Source organism: Pseudomonas sp. R1-6, from assembly GCF_051132115.1.
GTDB lineage: Bacteria > Pseudomonadota > Gammaproteobacteria > Pseudomonadales > Pseudomonadaceae > Aquipseudomonas.
Map to the genome: position 1 here is coordinate 5,094,995 of NZ_CP071662.1, position 15,128 is coordinate 5,110,122.

The 15,128-nt window shown below is 62.1% G+C and carries 12 protein-coding genes; 2 read left to right on the forward strand and 10 right to left on the reverse strand.

Annotation, left to right across the window (positions count from 1 at the left end):
• Window positions 1-10: 10 nt before the first annotated feature.
• From aroB to J3P81_RS22885, 7 genes are all read right to left on the reverse strand, one after another.
• The gene (gene aroB, locus J3P81_RS22855; protein WP_420767044.1) at window positions 11-1,111 is read right to left on the reverse strand and encodes a 3-dehydroquinate synthase; all 1,101 of its coding nucleotides are present in this window, start codon (window positions 1,109-1,111) and stop codon (window positions 11-13) included.
• A 147-nt stretch (window positions 1,112-1,258) separates the two neighbouring features.
• Window positions 1,259-1,777: a shikimate kinase AroK gene (aroK, locus tag J3P81_RS22860; protein WP_420767043.1), complete on the reverse strand. Its 519-nt coding sequence runs from the start codon at window positions 1,775-1,777 to the stop codon at window positions 1,259-1,261.
• Between the two features lie 4 nt (window positions 1,778-1,781).
• Complete coding sequence (pilQ, locus tag J3P81_RS22865) at window positions 1,782-3,854, reverse strand: type IV pilus secretin PilQ (RefSeq protein ID WP_434561070.1); 2,073 nt, start codon at window positions 3,852-3,854, stop codon at window positions 1,782-1,784.
• A 13-nt stretch (window positions 3,855-3,867) separates the two neighbouring features.
• A complete protein-coding gene (locus tag J3P81_RS22870; protein WP_434561072.1) occupies window positions 3,868-4,395 on the reverse strand; it encodes a pilus assembly protein PilP in 528 nt (175 codons plus the stop codon).
• Window positions 4,392-5,015: a type 4a pilus biogenesis protein PilO gene (pilO, locus tag J3P81_RS22875; RefSeq protein WP_434561074.1), complete on the reverse strand. Its 624-nt coding sequence runs from the start codon at window positions 5,013-5,015 to the stop codon at window positions 4,392-4,394. Before pilO ends, J3P81_RS22870 begins: the two co-directional genes overlap by 4 nt.
• Window positions 5,012-5,578: a PilN domain-containing protein gene (locus J3P81_RS22880; RefSeq protein WP_434561076.1), complete on the reverse strand. Its 567-nt coding sequence runs from the start codon at window positions 5,576-5,578 to the stop codon at window positions 5,012-5,014. Before J3P81_RS22880 ends, pilO begins: the two co-directional genes overlap by 4 nt.
• Entirely contained in the window at window positions 5,578-6,642 is a 1,065-nt protein-coding gene (locus J3P81_RS22885) for a pilus assembly protein PilM (RefSeq protein WP_420767039.1), read from the reverse strand. The genes J3P81_RS22880 and J3P81_RS22885 overlap by 1 nt, the downstream gene beginning before the upstream one ends.
• A 207-nt stretch (window positions 6,643-6,849) precedes the next feature.
• Between J3P81_RS22885 and J3P81_RS22890 the strand changes: the two genes are divergently transcribed.
• Window positions 6,850-9,294 (forward strand): penicillin-binding protein 1A, encoded by a 2,445-nt coding sequence (locus J3P81_RS22890; protein WP_434564161.1) that lies wholly within the window; start codon window positions 6,850-6,852, stop codon window positions 9,292-9,294.
• A 662-nt stretch (window positions 9,295-9,956) separates the two neighbouring features.
• Here the strand turns inward: J3P81_RS22890 and J3P81_RS22895 are convergent.
• The 3 genes from J3P81_RS22895 to rpmE form a co-directional block, all read right to left on the reverse strand.
• The gene (locus J3P81_RS22895) at window positions 9,957-11,225 is read right to left on the reverse strand and encodes a malic enzyme-like NAD(P)-binding protein (RefSeq protein WP_420767038.1); all 1,269 of its coding nucleotides are present in this window, start codon (window positions 11,223-11,225) and stop codon (window positions 9,957-9,959) included.
• A gap of 185 nt (window positions 11,226-11,410) precedes the next feature.
• Window positions 11,411-12,193 carry a thermonuclease family protein gene (locus tag J3P81_RS22900; protein WP_420767037.1) on the reverse strand — a complete coding sequence of 261 codons (783 nt, stop codon included), beginning with the start codon at window positions 12,191-12,193 and terminating at the stop codon, window positions 11,411-11,413.
• 41 nt (window positions 12,194-12,234) lie between these two features.
• The gene (gene rpmE, locus J3P81_RS22905) at window positions 12,235-12,459 is read right to left on the reverse strand and encodes a 50S ribosomal protein L31 (RefSeq protein ID WP_305497356.1); all 225 of its coding nucleotides are present in this window, start codon (window positions 12,457-12,459) and stop codon (window positions 12,235-12,237) included.
• Between the two features lie 272 nt (window positions 12,460-12,731).
• On the opposite strand from rpmE, the gene J3P81_RS22910 reads away from it, so the two are divergent.
• Complete coding sequence (locus J3P81_RS22910) at window positions 12,732-14,951, forward strand: primosomal protein N' (protein ID WP_434561078.1); 2,220 nt, start codon at window positions 12,732-12,734, stop codon at window positions 14,949-14,951.
• Window positions 14,952-15,128: the final 177 nt, after the last annotated feature.

Here is a 15,128-nt window from a genome sequence, read left to right on the forward strand (position 1 = left end):
CGGAATCTTTTTAACCTTTAAGCTGAGCCAGGGCGCGGTAGTCCGCTCCCAGCGTGGCCTGTAGAACCTCTTTCGGATAATCGTCGGTCACCACCGCTTCGCCCATGCGGCGCAGCAGCACCAGACGCAGACGACCGTCGATCACTTTCTTGTCGATTGCCATGTGTTCAAGGAAATCCGCCTCGCTCATTTCCTCGGGCGGCACCACCGGCAGCCCGGCACGCTGGAACAGACGGATCCCACGATCACGCTCCTGCTCGCTGATCCAGCCCAGGCGCATGGACATTTCCAGGGCCATGACCGTACCCGCGGCAACCGCCTCGCCATGCAGCCAGACGCCATAGCCCATGTGGGTTTCAATGGCATGGCCGAAGGTATGGCCCAGGTTCAGCGTGGCGCGCACGCCCGATTCACGTTCATCGGCGCCGACCACCGCGGCCTTGGCGGCACAGGAGCGCTCGATGGCGTAAGTCAGCGCCGCCTGGTCCAGCGCGCGCAGGCGGTCGACGTTGTCTTCGAGCCAGCCGAGGAAAGGCTCGTCGCAGATCAGTCCGTACTTGATGACCTCGGCCAAGCCCGCGGACAACTCACGGGGCGGCAGGGTCTTGAGCGTTGCCGTGTCGATCAGCACCACGTTGGGCTGGTAGAACGCGCCCACCATGTTCTTGCCCAGCGGATGATTGATGCCGGTCTTGCCACCTACCGACGAGTCGACCTGGGAAAGCAGCGTAGTGGGGATCTGGATGAAATCGACACCGCGCTGATAGCAAGCCGCCGCAAAACCGGCCATGTCGCCGATCACACCGCCACCCAAGGCAACCACGGTGGTGCGGCGGTCATGCCGGGCAGTCAGCAGGCCGTCGAAAATCAGTTGCAGGGTTTCCCAGTTCTTGAAGGCCTCGCCGTCGGGCAACACGACGGAAATGACCGAATAGGCAGACAGACTGCGTGCCAGGCGTTCCAGATACAAAGGGCCGACGGTTTCGTTGGAGATGATCGCGACTTGCCGCCCGGCGATGTGCGGCGCCAGCAATTCGGGCTGGTCCAGCAAGCCTTCGCCAATATGAATCGGGTAGCTGCGCTCGCCCAGGTCGACCTTAAGTGTCTGCATGTGTCCCCACAGTGAAGATGAAATCAGGCGTCCTGCCTGCATTGACGAAATTACACGGTGCCCGCTGTGGCGCCAGTTAATGGCCATCCGCCACGCCCCAGACGGGCCAAGGCGGGACGCCGAGGATAGCGCATTTCGCGCCGCGCATTAACGGGGGGGCAATTGTTGCAGGCGATCGAGGATTTCCAGTACCACCATCCGTGGCGGCCGCTCGTCGGTTTCGATGACCAGGTCGGCGATTTCCCGATACAGAGGGTCACGCACTTCCAGCAGGTCCCGTAAGGTCTTGGCCGGGTCGGCCGTACGCAGCAGCGGCCGGTTGCGATCGCGGGCGGTACGGCCAACCTGCTGTTCGACGGAAGCATGCAGATAGACCACTCGCCCTCCGGCATGCAGCGCCCGACGATTGGCTTCGCGCATGACCGCGCCGCCGCCGGTGGCCAACACCACGCCTTCAAAATCGCACAGCTCGGCAATCATCGCCTGCTCGCGGTCCCGAAAGCCCGGCTCGCCTTCCTTATCGAAGATCCATGGGATATTGGCACCCGTGCGCAATTCAATTTCCTTGTCGGAATCTTTGAATGGCAGGCGCAGCTCTTTGGCCAGCAAACGACCGATGGTGCTTTTTCCAGCCCCCATCGGCCCAACAAGAATCAAATTTCGCACAGAATCAACGACTCACAGCAATCGCCTGGTTGTTCATGATACGCGGAGTGAGAAACACCAGCAGCTCGGATTTTTTCTCCGAGACTACATCACGCCGGAAAAGGCGGCCAAGATACGGCACATCGCCAAGAAATGGCACCTTATCTACAACCTTGCTCTGAGTATTTGAGAAAACGCCACCAATAACAATGGTCTCGCCGTCATTGACCAGCACCTTGGCGTTGACCTCATTCTTCTTGATCGGCGGGACATCCTGCACTTTGTTCAGATAATCCGGCTCATCCTTGGTGACCTTGACTTCCATGATGATGCGGTTGTCCGGGGTGATCTGCGGCGTGACCTCCAGCGACAACGATGCTTCCTTGAACGACACCGAGGTGGCGCCGCTGGAGCTGGCTTCCTGGTAGGGAATTTCCGTGCCCTTGAGGATTTTCGCGGTCTCCTTGTCGGAGGTCACCACCTTGGGCTGGGAAACAATTTCGCCGTTGCCGGTTTTTTCCATGGCGGTCAGTTCCAGGTCCAGCAGCACGTTGTCCGTGATGAACGCGATACCAATCCCTGAGGTGTTGCCTGAAGCCCCGAGGTCGACGAATGGTTGGTTGGTGCCGGTACTGCCCGGCGTGCCGATGGTCGTGGAGTCTCCCGTGGTGACGCCGGAAGAATTCCAGTTGCCCTTGTTCTGTATCGAGCCCCCCCAGCGCACGCCCAGGCTCTTGTCGTAATCGACGTTGGCCTCGACGATTCGCGCCTCGATCATCACTTGACGCACGGGTATGTCCAGTTGCGCGACGATCCGGCGCAGCTCGTCGAGCCGGTCCTGGGTCTGGTAGGCGATGATGTTGTTGGTGCGTTCATCGACCGTGATCGTGCCCCGCTCGTCGGCCTTCGCCTCGGCACTGGTGACCGACTGGAACAGTTTGGCGATGTCGGCCGCCTTGGCATAGTTGACCTGCAGCAGCTCACGCCGCAGCGGTGCCAGGTCGGCAATCTGCTTCTGGGATTCAAGCTCCTGGCGCTCGCGTGCCGCAATCTCGTCGGCGGGCGCCACCAACAGGACATTACCGACCTTGCGCTTGTCGAGCCCCTTGGTCTTGAGCACCAGATCCAGCGCCTGGTCCCACGGCACGTTCTGCAACCGCAGGGTGATACCGCCTTGCACGGTGTCGCTGGCCACCAGGTTCAGGTTGGTGAAGTCGGCGATCAACTGCAGCACCGAGCGCACTTCAATGTCCTGGAAGTTGAGTGACAGCTTTTCCCCGTTGTAGGCGGCACGGTCGCTGTTGCGTTTCTGCAAGTCTTCGACCGTCATTGGCCGGACGCTCACGGTCAGCTTGTTGTCGGTCTGGTAGGTCGAGTAGTCGAAGGTGCCGCTGGGTTCGATGCTGATGGTGGCGCGGGCGGAACCCGCGCTGGCATTGACGAACTGCACCGGGGTGGCGAAATCCTTGACGTCCAGGCGCACCCGCAGGGGTTCGGGCAACTGGGTCCTGGGGAAGTCGAGGATGATCCTGCCTTCGCGCTCCTGGATATCAGGCGCAATGGAAGGGTCGGACAAGTCAATGACCACATTGCCTTCCCCTTGGGTCCCACGCTGGAAGTCCACGCCCCGGATGGCCTTGCCTGCCGGAGCGCTGGCCCTGGTGAGGGACGGTACGGCTCCGGCAGGGCGCGGTGCCTGCGCCGCGGCCCTGGCGGTCGCGCCCTTGCCAACCACTACGAAGAGGTTGTTGCCCTCGATCCGCGTGTCATAGGGCGCCAGCTGGGTAAGGCCGATGATCAGCCGCGTGCGGTCCCCCGCCTCGACCACGGTGGCGCTGCGTGCGTTGCCGCCGCCCAGGTCATGGCTTTTGCTGGCCAATCGATTGGTCACGCCGGGCAGGTCCAGCGCGATTCGCGCCGGTTGTTCGGTGGTATAGCCCCGAGGTGGGGGCGGCGGACCATCGAAGCTGAGCTTCAGCTCGACACGGTCCCCCGGCAACGCCGCGACATCGAGCGTCTTCAGGCTGGCCCCCTGTACCATCGGTGACAACAGCGCTATCCATAGCGAAATACCGAGGGCTGGAAAAATCCTGTTCATTGTTCGAATTCCACTATGAGTGCTCTTTCAAAGGAATGGTCCGCGGCCGCTCCAGCCAGGCGCCCTCGCCATCGGGAACGATTTCGACCACATCGACCTGCGTGGCGCTGATCGCGACGACCCGCCCATCATTGCGTCCCAGGTAGTCCCCCACCTTCAGCCGATGTACGCCGCCCGCGCCTCGTACCAGTGCAAAGGAACCGCTGGCATTGGAGATCGTCCCGACCATCTCGAACTGCTCGATATTAAAGCCTTCCAGGTACTGCTTGACCCGGTTGGGATCGGGCCGCACGTTGCGCGAGCCCTGCGGCCGACCCGCCTGGTCCATGCGCACTTGCCTGGAGAAAGGGCTGCGCAGGTTCGCGGCGCTGTAGGTGAAGGTTTCGTTGGGCTTGAAGGTCGGCGTTGGCTCGATCTTGCCAGGTGGGCGCAGGCGCACCTCGTTCATGTAGGCATCCAGGTCACTGAAGCCGTCGTCGCTGTTACAGCCGGCCAACGCGACCAACCCGGCCAGCAGGCTCATACGCCAGGCCGACATCATGGCTGCGCCTCCTGCTCGTTGTACCGGTAGGTCTTGGCCTGGATGCTCATGCGCAGCTTCGTCCCCTCCTCGGGCTCCATCGGGGCGATCTCGAAGTCGTGCAGAGTCACGATTCGCGGCAACCCGGCCACGCCGCTGACGAATGTCGCCAGGTCATGGTAGCCGCCCGTCACGGTGATCTGGATCGGCAGCTCGATGTAGAACGGCTGGGTGACTTCCGGCAGCAGTTTGATTTCCTCGAACTCCAGGCCACTGCCCAGGCCGGTGCGGGTGATGTCTTCCAACAGGCCTGGCACTTCGGTGTCGCTGGGCAACTGCCGCAGCAACACGCCGAACGAGGTCTCCATCTGCTTCATCTGCTCGGTGTAGCGCTCCAGGTTCGCCGCCATGTGAGCCTTGCCCGCAAATTGCGCCTTGAGGGTGTTCTCCTCTTCCTGCACTTGCTGCAACTGAGTCTGCAGGTCACTCAAGGCGAATTTATAGCCCAGCCCCAGAACCAGCATCACCAGCACAATGCCAGCCAGCCATTTGATCGGTGCCGGCCACGAACCAATATTGTTGGTGTCCAAGTCGCTGAGGTCGATCTTGCGCAGTGCGTCCAGCCATTCTCCAGGCTTCATTGGGCGTCCTCCGCATCGGCCGGGCGGGTCTGGCGAACCGTCAGCTTAAAGACGTTCGCCTGGTCGAGCTGGCCCGCGGTAGTAGCCTTCACTTCCGTCAGGCTCGGAGCATCGAACAAGTCCGATGAGTCCAGGTTGCGCATCAGGTCAGAGACGCGGTTGTTCGACTCCGCGGCCCCTGTGATGGACAAGGTGCCCTCTTCCATCTTGACGTCAGTGAAATACACACCGTCGGGCAGGGTCCGCGCCAACTGATCGAAAATCCGCGCGCTGACCGGCCGATTGCCCTGCAGGTCCTGGATGATGCGCATGCGCTCCAGCAATTGTTGCCGCCGTGCCTTCAACTCGCTGATCTGCTCGATGCGCTCGTCCAGGACGGCAATCTGCTCGCGCAGGTGGCTGTTGCGCGCTGTTTGATAGTCGATGGCACTGTTCAGATATTGCACCGCGATCAAGGTCAGGCCCACCGCACCGACCAGCGCGCCGACCAATGCCAGCAGAAAGCGTTTGCGGCGCTCTTCGCGCAGCTCTTCGCGCCAGGGTAGAAGGTTGATCCGCGCCATCAGTCGAAACTCCTGAGGGCCAACCCGCAGGCGATCATCAGCGCGGGCGCGTCACTGGCCAGGGCGCCCGCGTTGACCTTGCTGCTCAGGGCCATGTTGGCGAACGGATTGGCCACCTGGGTGGGTGTGCCCAGGCGCTGCTCGATCAGCCGATCCAGCCCCGCCACCGAAGCCGTGCCGCCGGCCAACAGGATGTGATCGACCGCGCTGTACTGGCCGGAGGCAAAGAAAAATTGCAGCGAGCGCGATACCTGCTGGACCAATGCTTCGCGAAACGGCTGCAGCACCTCGCTGAGATAGTCGTCCGGCAACCCACCCTGCTTTTTTGCCAGGCCGGCCTGCTCCGGCGTCAGGCCGTAGCGGCGCTGGATTTCCTCGGTCAGTTGGCGGCCACCGAACAACTGCTCGCGGGTATAGATGATGCGCCCGTTGTGCAACACGCTGAGGGTGGTCATCGTGGCACCGATGTCGACGACCGCCACCGTCAACCGCTCCTGAGTCGCCGCCAACTGGGTCGCGAGCAGACCAAAGGCACGCTCCAGCGCGTAGGCCTCCACGTCGACCACGCGGGCCGTCAACCCAGCGAGCGCCAGCGCGGCCTCGCGGACCTCGACATTTTCCTTGCGACACGCGGCCAGCAGCACCTCGACCCGCTCGGTGCTGCGGGGCGAAACGCCAATAACTTCGAAATCGATCGCTACCTCATCCAGGGGGTAAGGAATGTACTGGTCGGCTTCGATCTTGAGCTGGTTTTCCATTTCGTCATCGGACAGCCCGGCATCCATCTCGATGGTCTTGGTGATGACCGCCGAACCCGCGACAGCCACCGCCACGTTGCGCAAGGGCGTCCTGGCCTTGGCGAGCACCCGCGACAGCGCCTGCCCCACGCCTTCGAGCTCGGCAATGTTCTTTTCGATCACGGCATTGGCCGGCAGAGGCTCGACCGCATACGACTCGACGCGATAACGATCACCCTGGCGACTCAATTCGAGCAGCTTCACCGACGTCGAGCTGATGTCGATTCCCAGAAGCGCATGGGCTTTTTTATTGAAGAGTCGTAGCACTACCAATTCCCTATGACTATCCGTGAGTTACGGACTCTCTAATAAGCGTTGCGTTCAATCCCCCCGGTCCGACGAACGTCCGGATGGCGTTCCCGACGAAAAAAAATGCTTATAATGCCCAGCGTTTTTTTTCGCTTTGTTGCAAGCACGGGTTCTTCCCTGCACCTGGCGCCTTTTCATTCTTTGCCTGGATATCCAAAAGCCTTGATTCGTCTGCTGAAATTTTTCGGATGGTCCATCGTCGCCGTTTTCTGCGGACTGCTCTTGGGCCTGAGCGGTGCGTTTCTTTACCTTAGTCCGGGATTGCCGTCCGTGGAGGCGCTGAGAAGTATTCAGTTGCAGATTCCCCTGCGGGTGTACAGCAGCGACAACAAGTTGATCGCCGAATTTGGTGAAATGCGCCGCACGCCGATCCGTTTCGCCGACATTCCGCCCAATTTCATCAATGCGTTACTAAGTGCTGAAGACGACAATTTCGCCAACCACTACGGCGTCGATCCCGGCAGCCTGATGCGCGCCGCCAGCCAGCTGATCAAGAGCGGCCACATCCAGTCCGGTGGCAGCACCATCACCATGCAGGTGGCGAAGAACTTCTTCCTGACCAGCGAGCGCAGCTTCTCGCGCAAGACCACCGAGATCCTCCTCGCCCTGCAAATCGAGCGGCAGCTGACCAAGGACGAGATCCTCGAGCTGTACGTGAACAAGATTTACCTGGGCAACCGCGCCTACGGCATCGAGGCGGCAGCCCAGGTGTATTACGGCAAGTCGATCCGCGATGTGAGCCTGGCGCAGATGGCGATGATCGCCGGCCTGCCCAAGGCGCCGTCGCGCTTCAATCCGCTGGCCAATCCGGCGCGCAGCAAGGAACGTCGCGACTGGATCCTGGGGCGCATGTACAAGCTCGGCAAGATCAGCGAAGCGGACTACACCGCCGCGGTCAATGAGCCGCTGAACGCCAGCTACCACGTCCCGACTCCAGAAGTGAACGCCCCGTACATCGCCGAGATGGCCCGTGCCGAGATGGTCGGTCGCTATGGCAGCGACGCCTACACCGAAGGTTTCCGCGTCACCACCACGGTGCCGAGCGATCTGCAGGAAATGGCCAATACCGCGCTGCACGAAGGCTTGATGACCTATGACCAGCGCCATGGCTACCGGGGCCCTGAATCGCGCCTGCCAGGCAAGACCAAGGAAGCCTGGGCCCAGGAATTGACCAAGCAACGCACCATCAGCAGCCTGGAACCGGCGATCGTCACCCAGGTGGACAAGGACGGCATCAAGGTCCTGACACGCAATGGCGATTCGGAAGAGCACGTGGCATGGGACACCATGAAATGGGCCCGTCCGTTCCTCAATACCAACAGCATGGGGGCCAATCCTCGCCAGCCATCGGACGTGGCGCAGGTCGGCGACCTCGTCCGGGTGCAGCGCCAGCCGGACAATTCCCTCAAGTTCAGCCAGATCCCGGCCGCCCAGGGCGCGCTGGTTTCCCTGGACCCGCAAAACGGCGCGATCCGTTCGCTGGTGGGTGGCTTCGCATTCGAGCAGAGCAACTACAACCGTGCCTTGCAGGCCAAGCGCCAGCCGGGTTCGAGCTTCAAGCCATTCGTCTATAGCGCCGCGCTGGATAACGGCTACACCGCCGCCAGCCTGGTGAACGATGCGCCGATCGTCTTTGTCGACGAATACCTGGACAAGGTCTGGCGCCCCAAGAACGACACCAATACCTTCCTTGGCCCGATTCGCCTGCGCGAAGCCTTGTACAAGTCCCGCAACCTTGTATCGATTCGCCTGCTGCAGGCCCTGGGCGTGGACCGCACCATCGACTACATCAGCAAGTTCGGCTTCAACAAGCAGGACTTGCCGCGCAACCTGTCCCTGGCCCTGGGCACCGCGACGCTGACGCCGATGGAGATCGCCACGGGCTGGAGCACATTTGCCAACGGCGGGTACAAGATCACTCCGTATATCATCGATAAGATAGAAAGCCGCAACGGCGAAACGCTGTTCCTTGCCAACCCGCCACGGGTCCCCACGGGCGAAGAGGCCAGCAACGGCGTCGCCGCGCCTGCCACTGAGACCTTCACGGTGAACGCAACAGGCGGCGAAGCCACCACCGCCCCTGCCGTACCACAAGCGCCGGCAATCGCCGAACGCATCGTTGACGGACGCACCACCTACATTCTCAACAGCATGCTGCAGGACGTGATCAAGCTCGGCACCGGCCGTCGAGCCCTCGCCTTGGGCCGCACCGACCTGGCGGGCAAGACCGGTACCACCAACGAATCCAAGGACGCCTGGTTCTCCGGCTATAACGCCGATTACGTGACCACCGTCTGGACCGGTTTCGACCAGCCCGAAAGCCTGGGTCGGCGAGAGTTCGGTGGCACCGTGGCGCTGCCGATCTGGATGAGCTACATGGGCGCCGCCCTCAAGGACAAGCCGCCCCACACCCAGCCTGAACCGGAAGGCATCCTCAGCCTGCGAGTCGACCCGGTCAGCGGCCGCGCGGCCACGCCAGGTACGCCGGGTGCGTACTTCGAACTGTTCAAGAGCGAAGACACCCCGCCGTCGGTCAACGAGCTGGGCAACGGCGTAGCGCCGGGCAGCCCGTTGCCGGCAGACGAGGCGGCGCCGATCGATCTGTTCTGACCGACCCCACCTCCCTGTGGGAGCCGAGCTTGCTCGCGATGGCGGCGGCCCAGGCAACCCAAAACCCGTGGCGAGGGAGCTTGCTCCCGCTGGCCTGCGCAGCAGGCCCCTGCATGCCTATAGACCGACCGCATTGCCCGGTTTGCGACGGCTGCGCAGCCGAGCGGGAGCAAGCTCCCTCGCCACAGGGTTGGATTGAGACTTGAGCGTTGGGCTGAGAGGCCTGGGGTGAATTGAAGATCGTCATCGCGAGCAAGCTCGCTCCCACAGGGGGATTTGTAGCGGTCGCACAATCAATGTCCAACACCGAACCAATGTGGGAGCGAGCTTGCTCGCGATGGCGGCAGCCCAGGCCACCCAAAACCCGTGGTGAGGGAGCTTGCTCCCGCTGGCCTGCGCAGCAGGCCCTGCATGTTTATAGACCGACCGCATTGCCCGGCTTGCGACTGCTGCGCAGCCGAGCGGGAGCAAGCTCCCTCGCCACAGGGGTTGGATTGGGGTTCAAGCGCTGGGCTTGGGAGACCTCGGTTTAATTGAAAATCGTCATCGCGAGCAAGCTCGCTCCCACAGAGGGATTTTTGGTGGCCATACAAAACCGGCACGCACAAAAAAGCCCCGACTCATCATAGAGCCTGGGCTTTTTGTTGAAGCGCTACAACGACTTAGCCGTTGAACACGTCATCCACGCTCTTGAGCGGGTAGTTCTTCGGGTACGGCAGCGTGGCCACGCCCGTCTCGATGGCGGCCTTGGCCACGGCGTCGGAGATCAGGGTGATCAGGCGGGCGTCCATGGGTTTCGGGATGATGTACTCACGACCGAATTCCAGCTTGATGCCGCCGTAGGCGTCGCACACTTCCTGAGGCACCGGCAGCTTGGCCAGTTCGCGCAGGGCGTTGGCGGCCGCGACTTTCATTTCTTCGTTGATGCGCTTGGCGCGAACGTCTAGGGCACCACGGAAGATGAACGGGAAGCCCAGCACGTTGTTGACCTGGTTCGGGTAGTCCGAACGGCCAGTGGCCATGATCACGTCGCTGCGAGTCGCGTGAGCCAGCTCCGGGGAGATCTCCGGGTCCGGGTTCGAGCAGGCAAACACGATTGGGTTCGGCGCCATGCGCAGCAGGTTTTCCGGGGTCAGCAGGTTCGGGCCCGACAGGCCGACAAACACGTCCGCACCGTCCAGCGCGTCCGCCAGGGAGCGCTTGTCGGTCGCGTGGGCGAACACGGCCTTGTATTGGTTCAGGTCGTCACGGCCGGAGTGGATCACGCCGGTACGGTCGATCATGAAAATGTTTTCGATCTTGGCGCCCATGCTCACCAGCAATTTCATGCAGGAGATGGCCGCAGCGCCCGCGCCCAGGCAGACGATCTTGGCTTCCGGCAGGGTTTTGCCAGCGATTTCCAGGGCGTTGATCATGCCGGCTGCGGTCACGATCGCAGTACCGTGCTGGTCATCATGGAAAACCGGGATGTCGCACTGTTCGATCAGGGCGCGCTCGATCTCGAAGCACTCAGGTGCCTTGATGTCTTCCAGGTTGATGCCGCCGAAGGTGATGGAGATGCGCTTGACGGTGTCGATGAAGGCTTGCGGGCTTTCGGAATCGACTTCGATGTCGAACACATCGATGCCGGCGAAGCGCTTGAACAGGACTCCCTTGCCTTCCATGACTGGCTTGGAAGCCAGCGGGCCGAGGTCACCCAGGCCGAGAATCGCGGTGCCATCGGAAATGACTGCAACCAGGTTGCCCTTGCCGGTGTATTTGTAGGCCAGCTCAGGGTCGCGAGCGATTTCACGCACTGGTTCGGCTACGCCGGGGCTGTAGGCCAGCGACAAGTCGCGGGCAGTAGCGGTGGCCTTGGTGAGCTCGACACTCAGCTTTCCTGGACGAGGATTAGCGTGATATTCGAGAGCGGCAGTTTTCAGATCAGACATGTGGGCATTCCGCTTTTTACTGTGTTGGACAGACGGACCGCCGAGGATACGCGCCTCGCAAAGTCCCTACAAGACTGACCAGTCACTCCTGTCAAGCGCCCTGCCCTACGACTTTGGGCCAAGAGCAGCGAAACACAAGGGCTTGATGCATACAATCGAGCAGAGAAATGTCTACAATTATTTTCTCAGAGCACCGGCTGCAACATTGCCGGATCGGTCAGCGGCAACATCCATCGCGCCTGCCCCTGCTTGGTAGCTCCACGTCGAGAGCGATCGATGACCCAACCGCGCGCCTCGACTGTCCGGCCTTGCAGGCGTTTCAACATCGACGCATCGAAATTGCGCTGCAGGTTGGGAGCGATGTGCAGGACAACCGCGCCTTGCAGTTCGATCCAGATACCGCCGCGATTGCGTTGCACGCTGTCTACACGGCCGCTGACCAACGCAAAGCCGGGCGCCTTGATTTGCTCGGCTCGCGTGACAGGGGATTTCTTCCAGATCCCGAGCCTTGCTTGCCGCGCCTGGCGTTCCGCCGCCTGCTGACACTCCACCAACTCAACGTTCGGCGCGACTGCCACCAGGAAACCCAGCCCCTCGGCAATCAACTGTTCTTCCAGGTTTCGGCCCTGGCGGTCGTAGACATGAGCAAGCGTGCGCCCGTAATCATCGCGGTCGTCCCGACCCGGCAATACCTTGACCCGGCCGGCGCTGGCGGCCACCAAGGCCTCGAGTCGCTGGTGCGCCGCCACGGCGAACGGTTCGTCTGCACGCCCGCGCTTGCCCAGCTCCGGGCTGTTGAGGCCGATCATGCGGATGCGACGACCGTCCTCAAGGTAAACGGTGTCGCCGTCCACGACCCGCTGAACGGCCACTTCGGGCAGCTCACCCGGCGAAGGGCAGGACGCCTGAGCACCACAAAGCCAAATCGCGGACACAAAAAAGGCGCCCGCAAGGGACGCCTTTTTCATCAGTCTGGAATAGCCCGAAAGACTTTCCAAAATGATTAGCCTCAGGCTTTCGGAGTAACTTTGCCGAAAGCACCGAAACGATCGGCGAACTTCTGAACGCGACCGCCGGTATCCAGAGTCTTTTGCTTACCGGTGTAGAACGGGTGGCATTCGTTGCAAACGTCGATCGCCAGGGCTTTGCCGTAGGTCGAACGGGTTTCGAACTTGTTGCCGCAGCTGCAGGTGACTGCAACAACTGGGTAGTCTGGATGGATATCGGTTTTCATGGTGTTTTCCTCAGGCTAGCGTGCCGCCACCCAACACTATTGTTGAATACCGCACGTAATTAGGCCGCGGATTCTACCAGACATCGTCGTTCACGCAAGCTATGCCTTGTACCAACCGTCTGCTAGGCTCGCCCCCACCACACCCCTGTGGGAGCAAGCTTGCTCGCGATAGCGGTGGATCTGCCACATGCATGTTGACTGACAGGCCGCCATCGCGAGCAAGCTCGCTCCCACATTGACTTGCGAATTTGTCCGTTTACCGAGATCCCCGCGTGCCCGACGCCATCCTGCGCCTCGCCTTGCCATCGCCCCTGCGCCGCCTGTTCGATTACCGCGCCCCGGCTGGAGTGCCGCGTGCCCAGTTGCAACCGGGCATGCGTCTGCGCGTGCCGTTCGGCCGGCGGGAAATGATCGGCATCCTGGTGGAAGTCAGCGATCAAAGCGAAGTGCCGGTCGATAAGCTCAAGCCAGCCCTGGCCCTACTCGATGCGACGCCACCGCTGCCGGCGACGCTGCTCAAATTATGCCTGTGGACCGCCCAGTATTATCAGCACAGCCTGGGTGACACCCTGAGTTGGGCCCTGCCGGCGCTGTTGCGCCAGGGCGAACCGGCCGAGGCGCGCCAGGAGCGGTTCTGGTCGGCGGCACCGGGCGCCTCGCTGGACGATCCGCGTATTGCCCGCGCACCGCGCCAGCGCGAAGCCCTGGCGACCCTGGCCCAGCATCCCCATGGCGTGGCGCACCCGTTATTGAGCAAGTTGATGCTCAGTAAGGACAGCCTCGACCTGTTGTTGGCCAAGGACCTGGTCCAGGTGGAAGTCCGCCGGCATGCTCCGAGCGCACGCCATGAACACTGGCTGGCCCAGCCGGAACTGCCACTCAACGCTGAGCAACGGGCCGCTTGCGAGGCCATTCGCGCGGGCTTCGACAGCTACCACGCCTTTCTGTTGGCGGGCGTCACCGGCAGCGGCAAGACCGAGGTCTACCTGCAACTGATCCGCCAGACCCTCGAAGCCGGCAAACAAGCCCTGGTGCTGATCCCGGAGATCAACCTCGGCCCACAAACCCTGGCGCGCTTCGAACAACGCTTCAATGCGCGAATCGCCCTGGTGCACTCGGCGGTCAACGATCGCGAGCGACTGGAAGCCTGGCTCGCCGCCCGGGACGGCGAGGCAGATATCATCATCGGCACCCGCTCGGCGCTGTTCACACCGATGAAAAATCCCGGCCTGATCATCATCGACGAAGAGCACGACGGTTCTTATAAACAGCAGGAAGGCCTGCGCTATCACGCGCGAGATCTGGCGCTGGTGCGCGCCCGTCAGGAAAACATTCCCATCGTCCTTGGCTCGGCCACGCCCTCGCTGGAAAGCCTGCACAACGCCTACACCGGTCGCTACGGCCTGCTGCGCCTCAACGAACGAGCCGGCGGCGCCAAGCAACCACGCTTCCTGCGCCTGGATGTGAAAAGTCGTCCACTGGACAGCGGCATTTCCGGACCGATGCAGCAAGCCATCGGCCAGACCCTGGCAGCCGGGCAACAGGTCCTGGTCTTCCTCAACCGCAGGGGGTTCGCCCCGACCCTGCTGTGCCATGATTGCGGCTGGATGTCCGGTTGCGAGCGCTGTGATGCACGAATGACCGTCCATCAACGCTACGGCGAACTGCGCTGCCACCACTGCGGGCACTCCGAGCGTGTGCCGAGGAACTGCCCGCAATGCGGGAAAGTCGACTTGCGTCCCGTGGGCGCCGGCACCGAGCGCGCCGAAGAGCGGCTGGGCATTTTGTTTCCCGACTATCCGGTGCTACGCGTGGATCGCGACAGCACTTCCCGAAAGGATGCGATGAACAATCTGTTCGCCACCATCCAAAAGGGCCAGCCCTGCATCCTGGTGGGCACGCAGATGCTCGCCAAGGGGCATCACTTCCCCCGCGTCACGCTGGTGTCGATCCTGGATGCCGATGGCGGGCTGTTTTCCGGCGATTTCCGCGCCAGCGAGCGCATGGCGCAGCTGATCGTCCAGGTCGCAGGCCGCGCCGGGCGCGCCGAAGAGCCAGGCAAAGTGATCATCCAGACCCACCTGGCGGATCATCCGTTGCTGATACAACTGACCGAGCAAGGCTATTTTGCCTTCGCCGAGCAGGCGTTGAGCGAACGCCGAGGCGCCGGGCTGCCACCGTTCGCCCACCTGGCGCTGTTGCGGGCCGAGGCTCACAAACCGGGGCAGGCGGAAGGTTTTCTGGATGAAGCGTGCAGCGAGGCGGAGCGTTTGTTGGCGGAACAGAACCTCACCGGCATCGAACTCTTGGGCCCGGTGCCAGCGCCGATGGAACGACGCGCCGGGCGCTATCGTGCCCAGCTCTTATTGCAGGCCAATGCCCGGGCGCCGCTGCATCGGCTGTTGAATGCCTGGTTGCTGGTGCTCGAACAGATGCCCAGCGGGCGGGCGGTGCGCTGGTCGCTGGATGTGGATCCGGTGGATTTGTACTGACCCAGACGCCGCCTTCGCGAGCAGGCTCGCTCCCACGGAAACCTCATTTCAATGTGGGAGCGAGCCGGCTCGCGAAGGCGTCCGAACAACCACCACACATCCCCAACCAACCCGCTACAGTTGGCAAGCTCGCCCGCGCCACGGATAATGCCCAGTTTTTCCACCAGCGCATCGAAG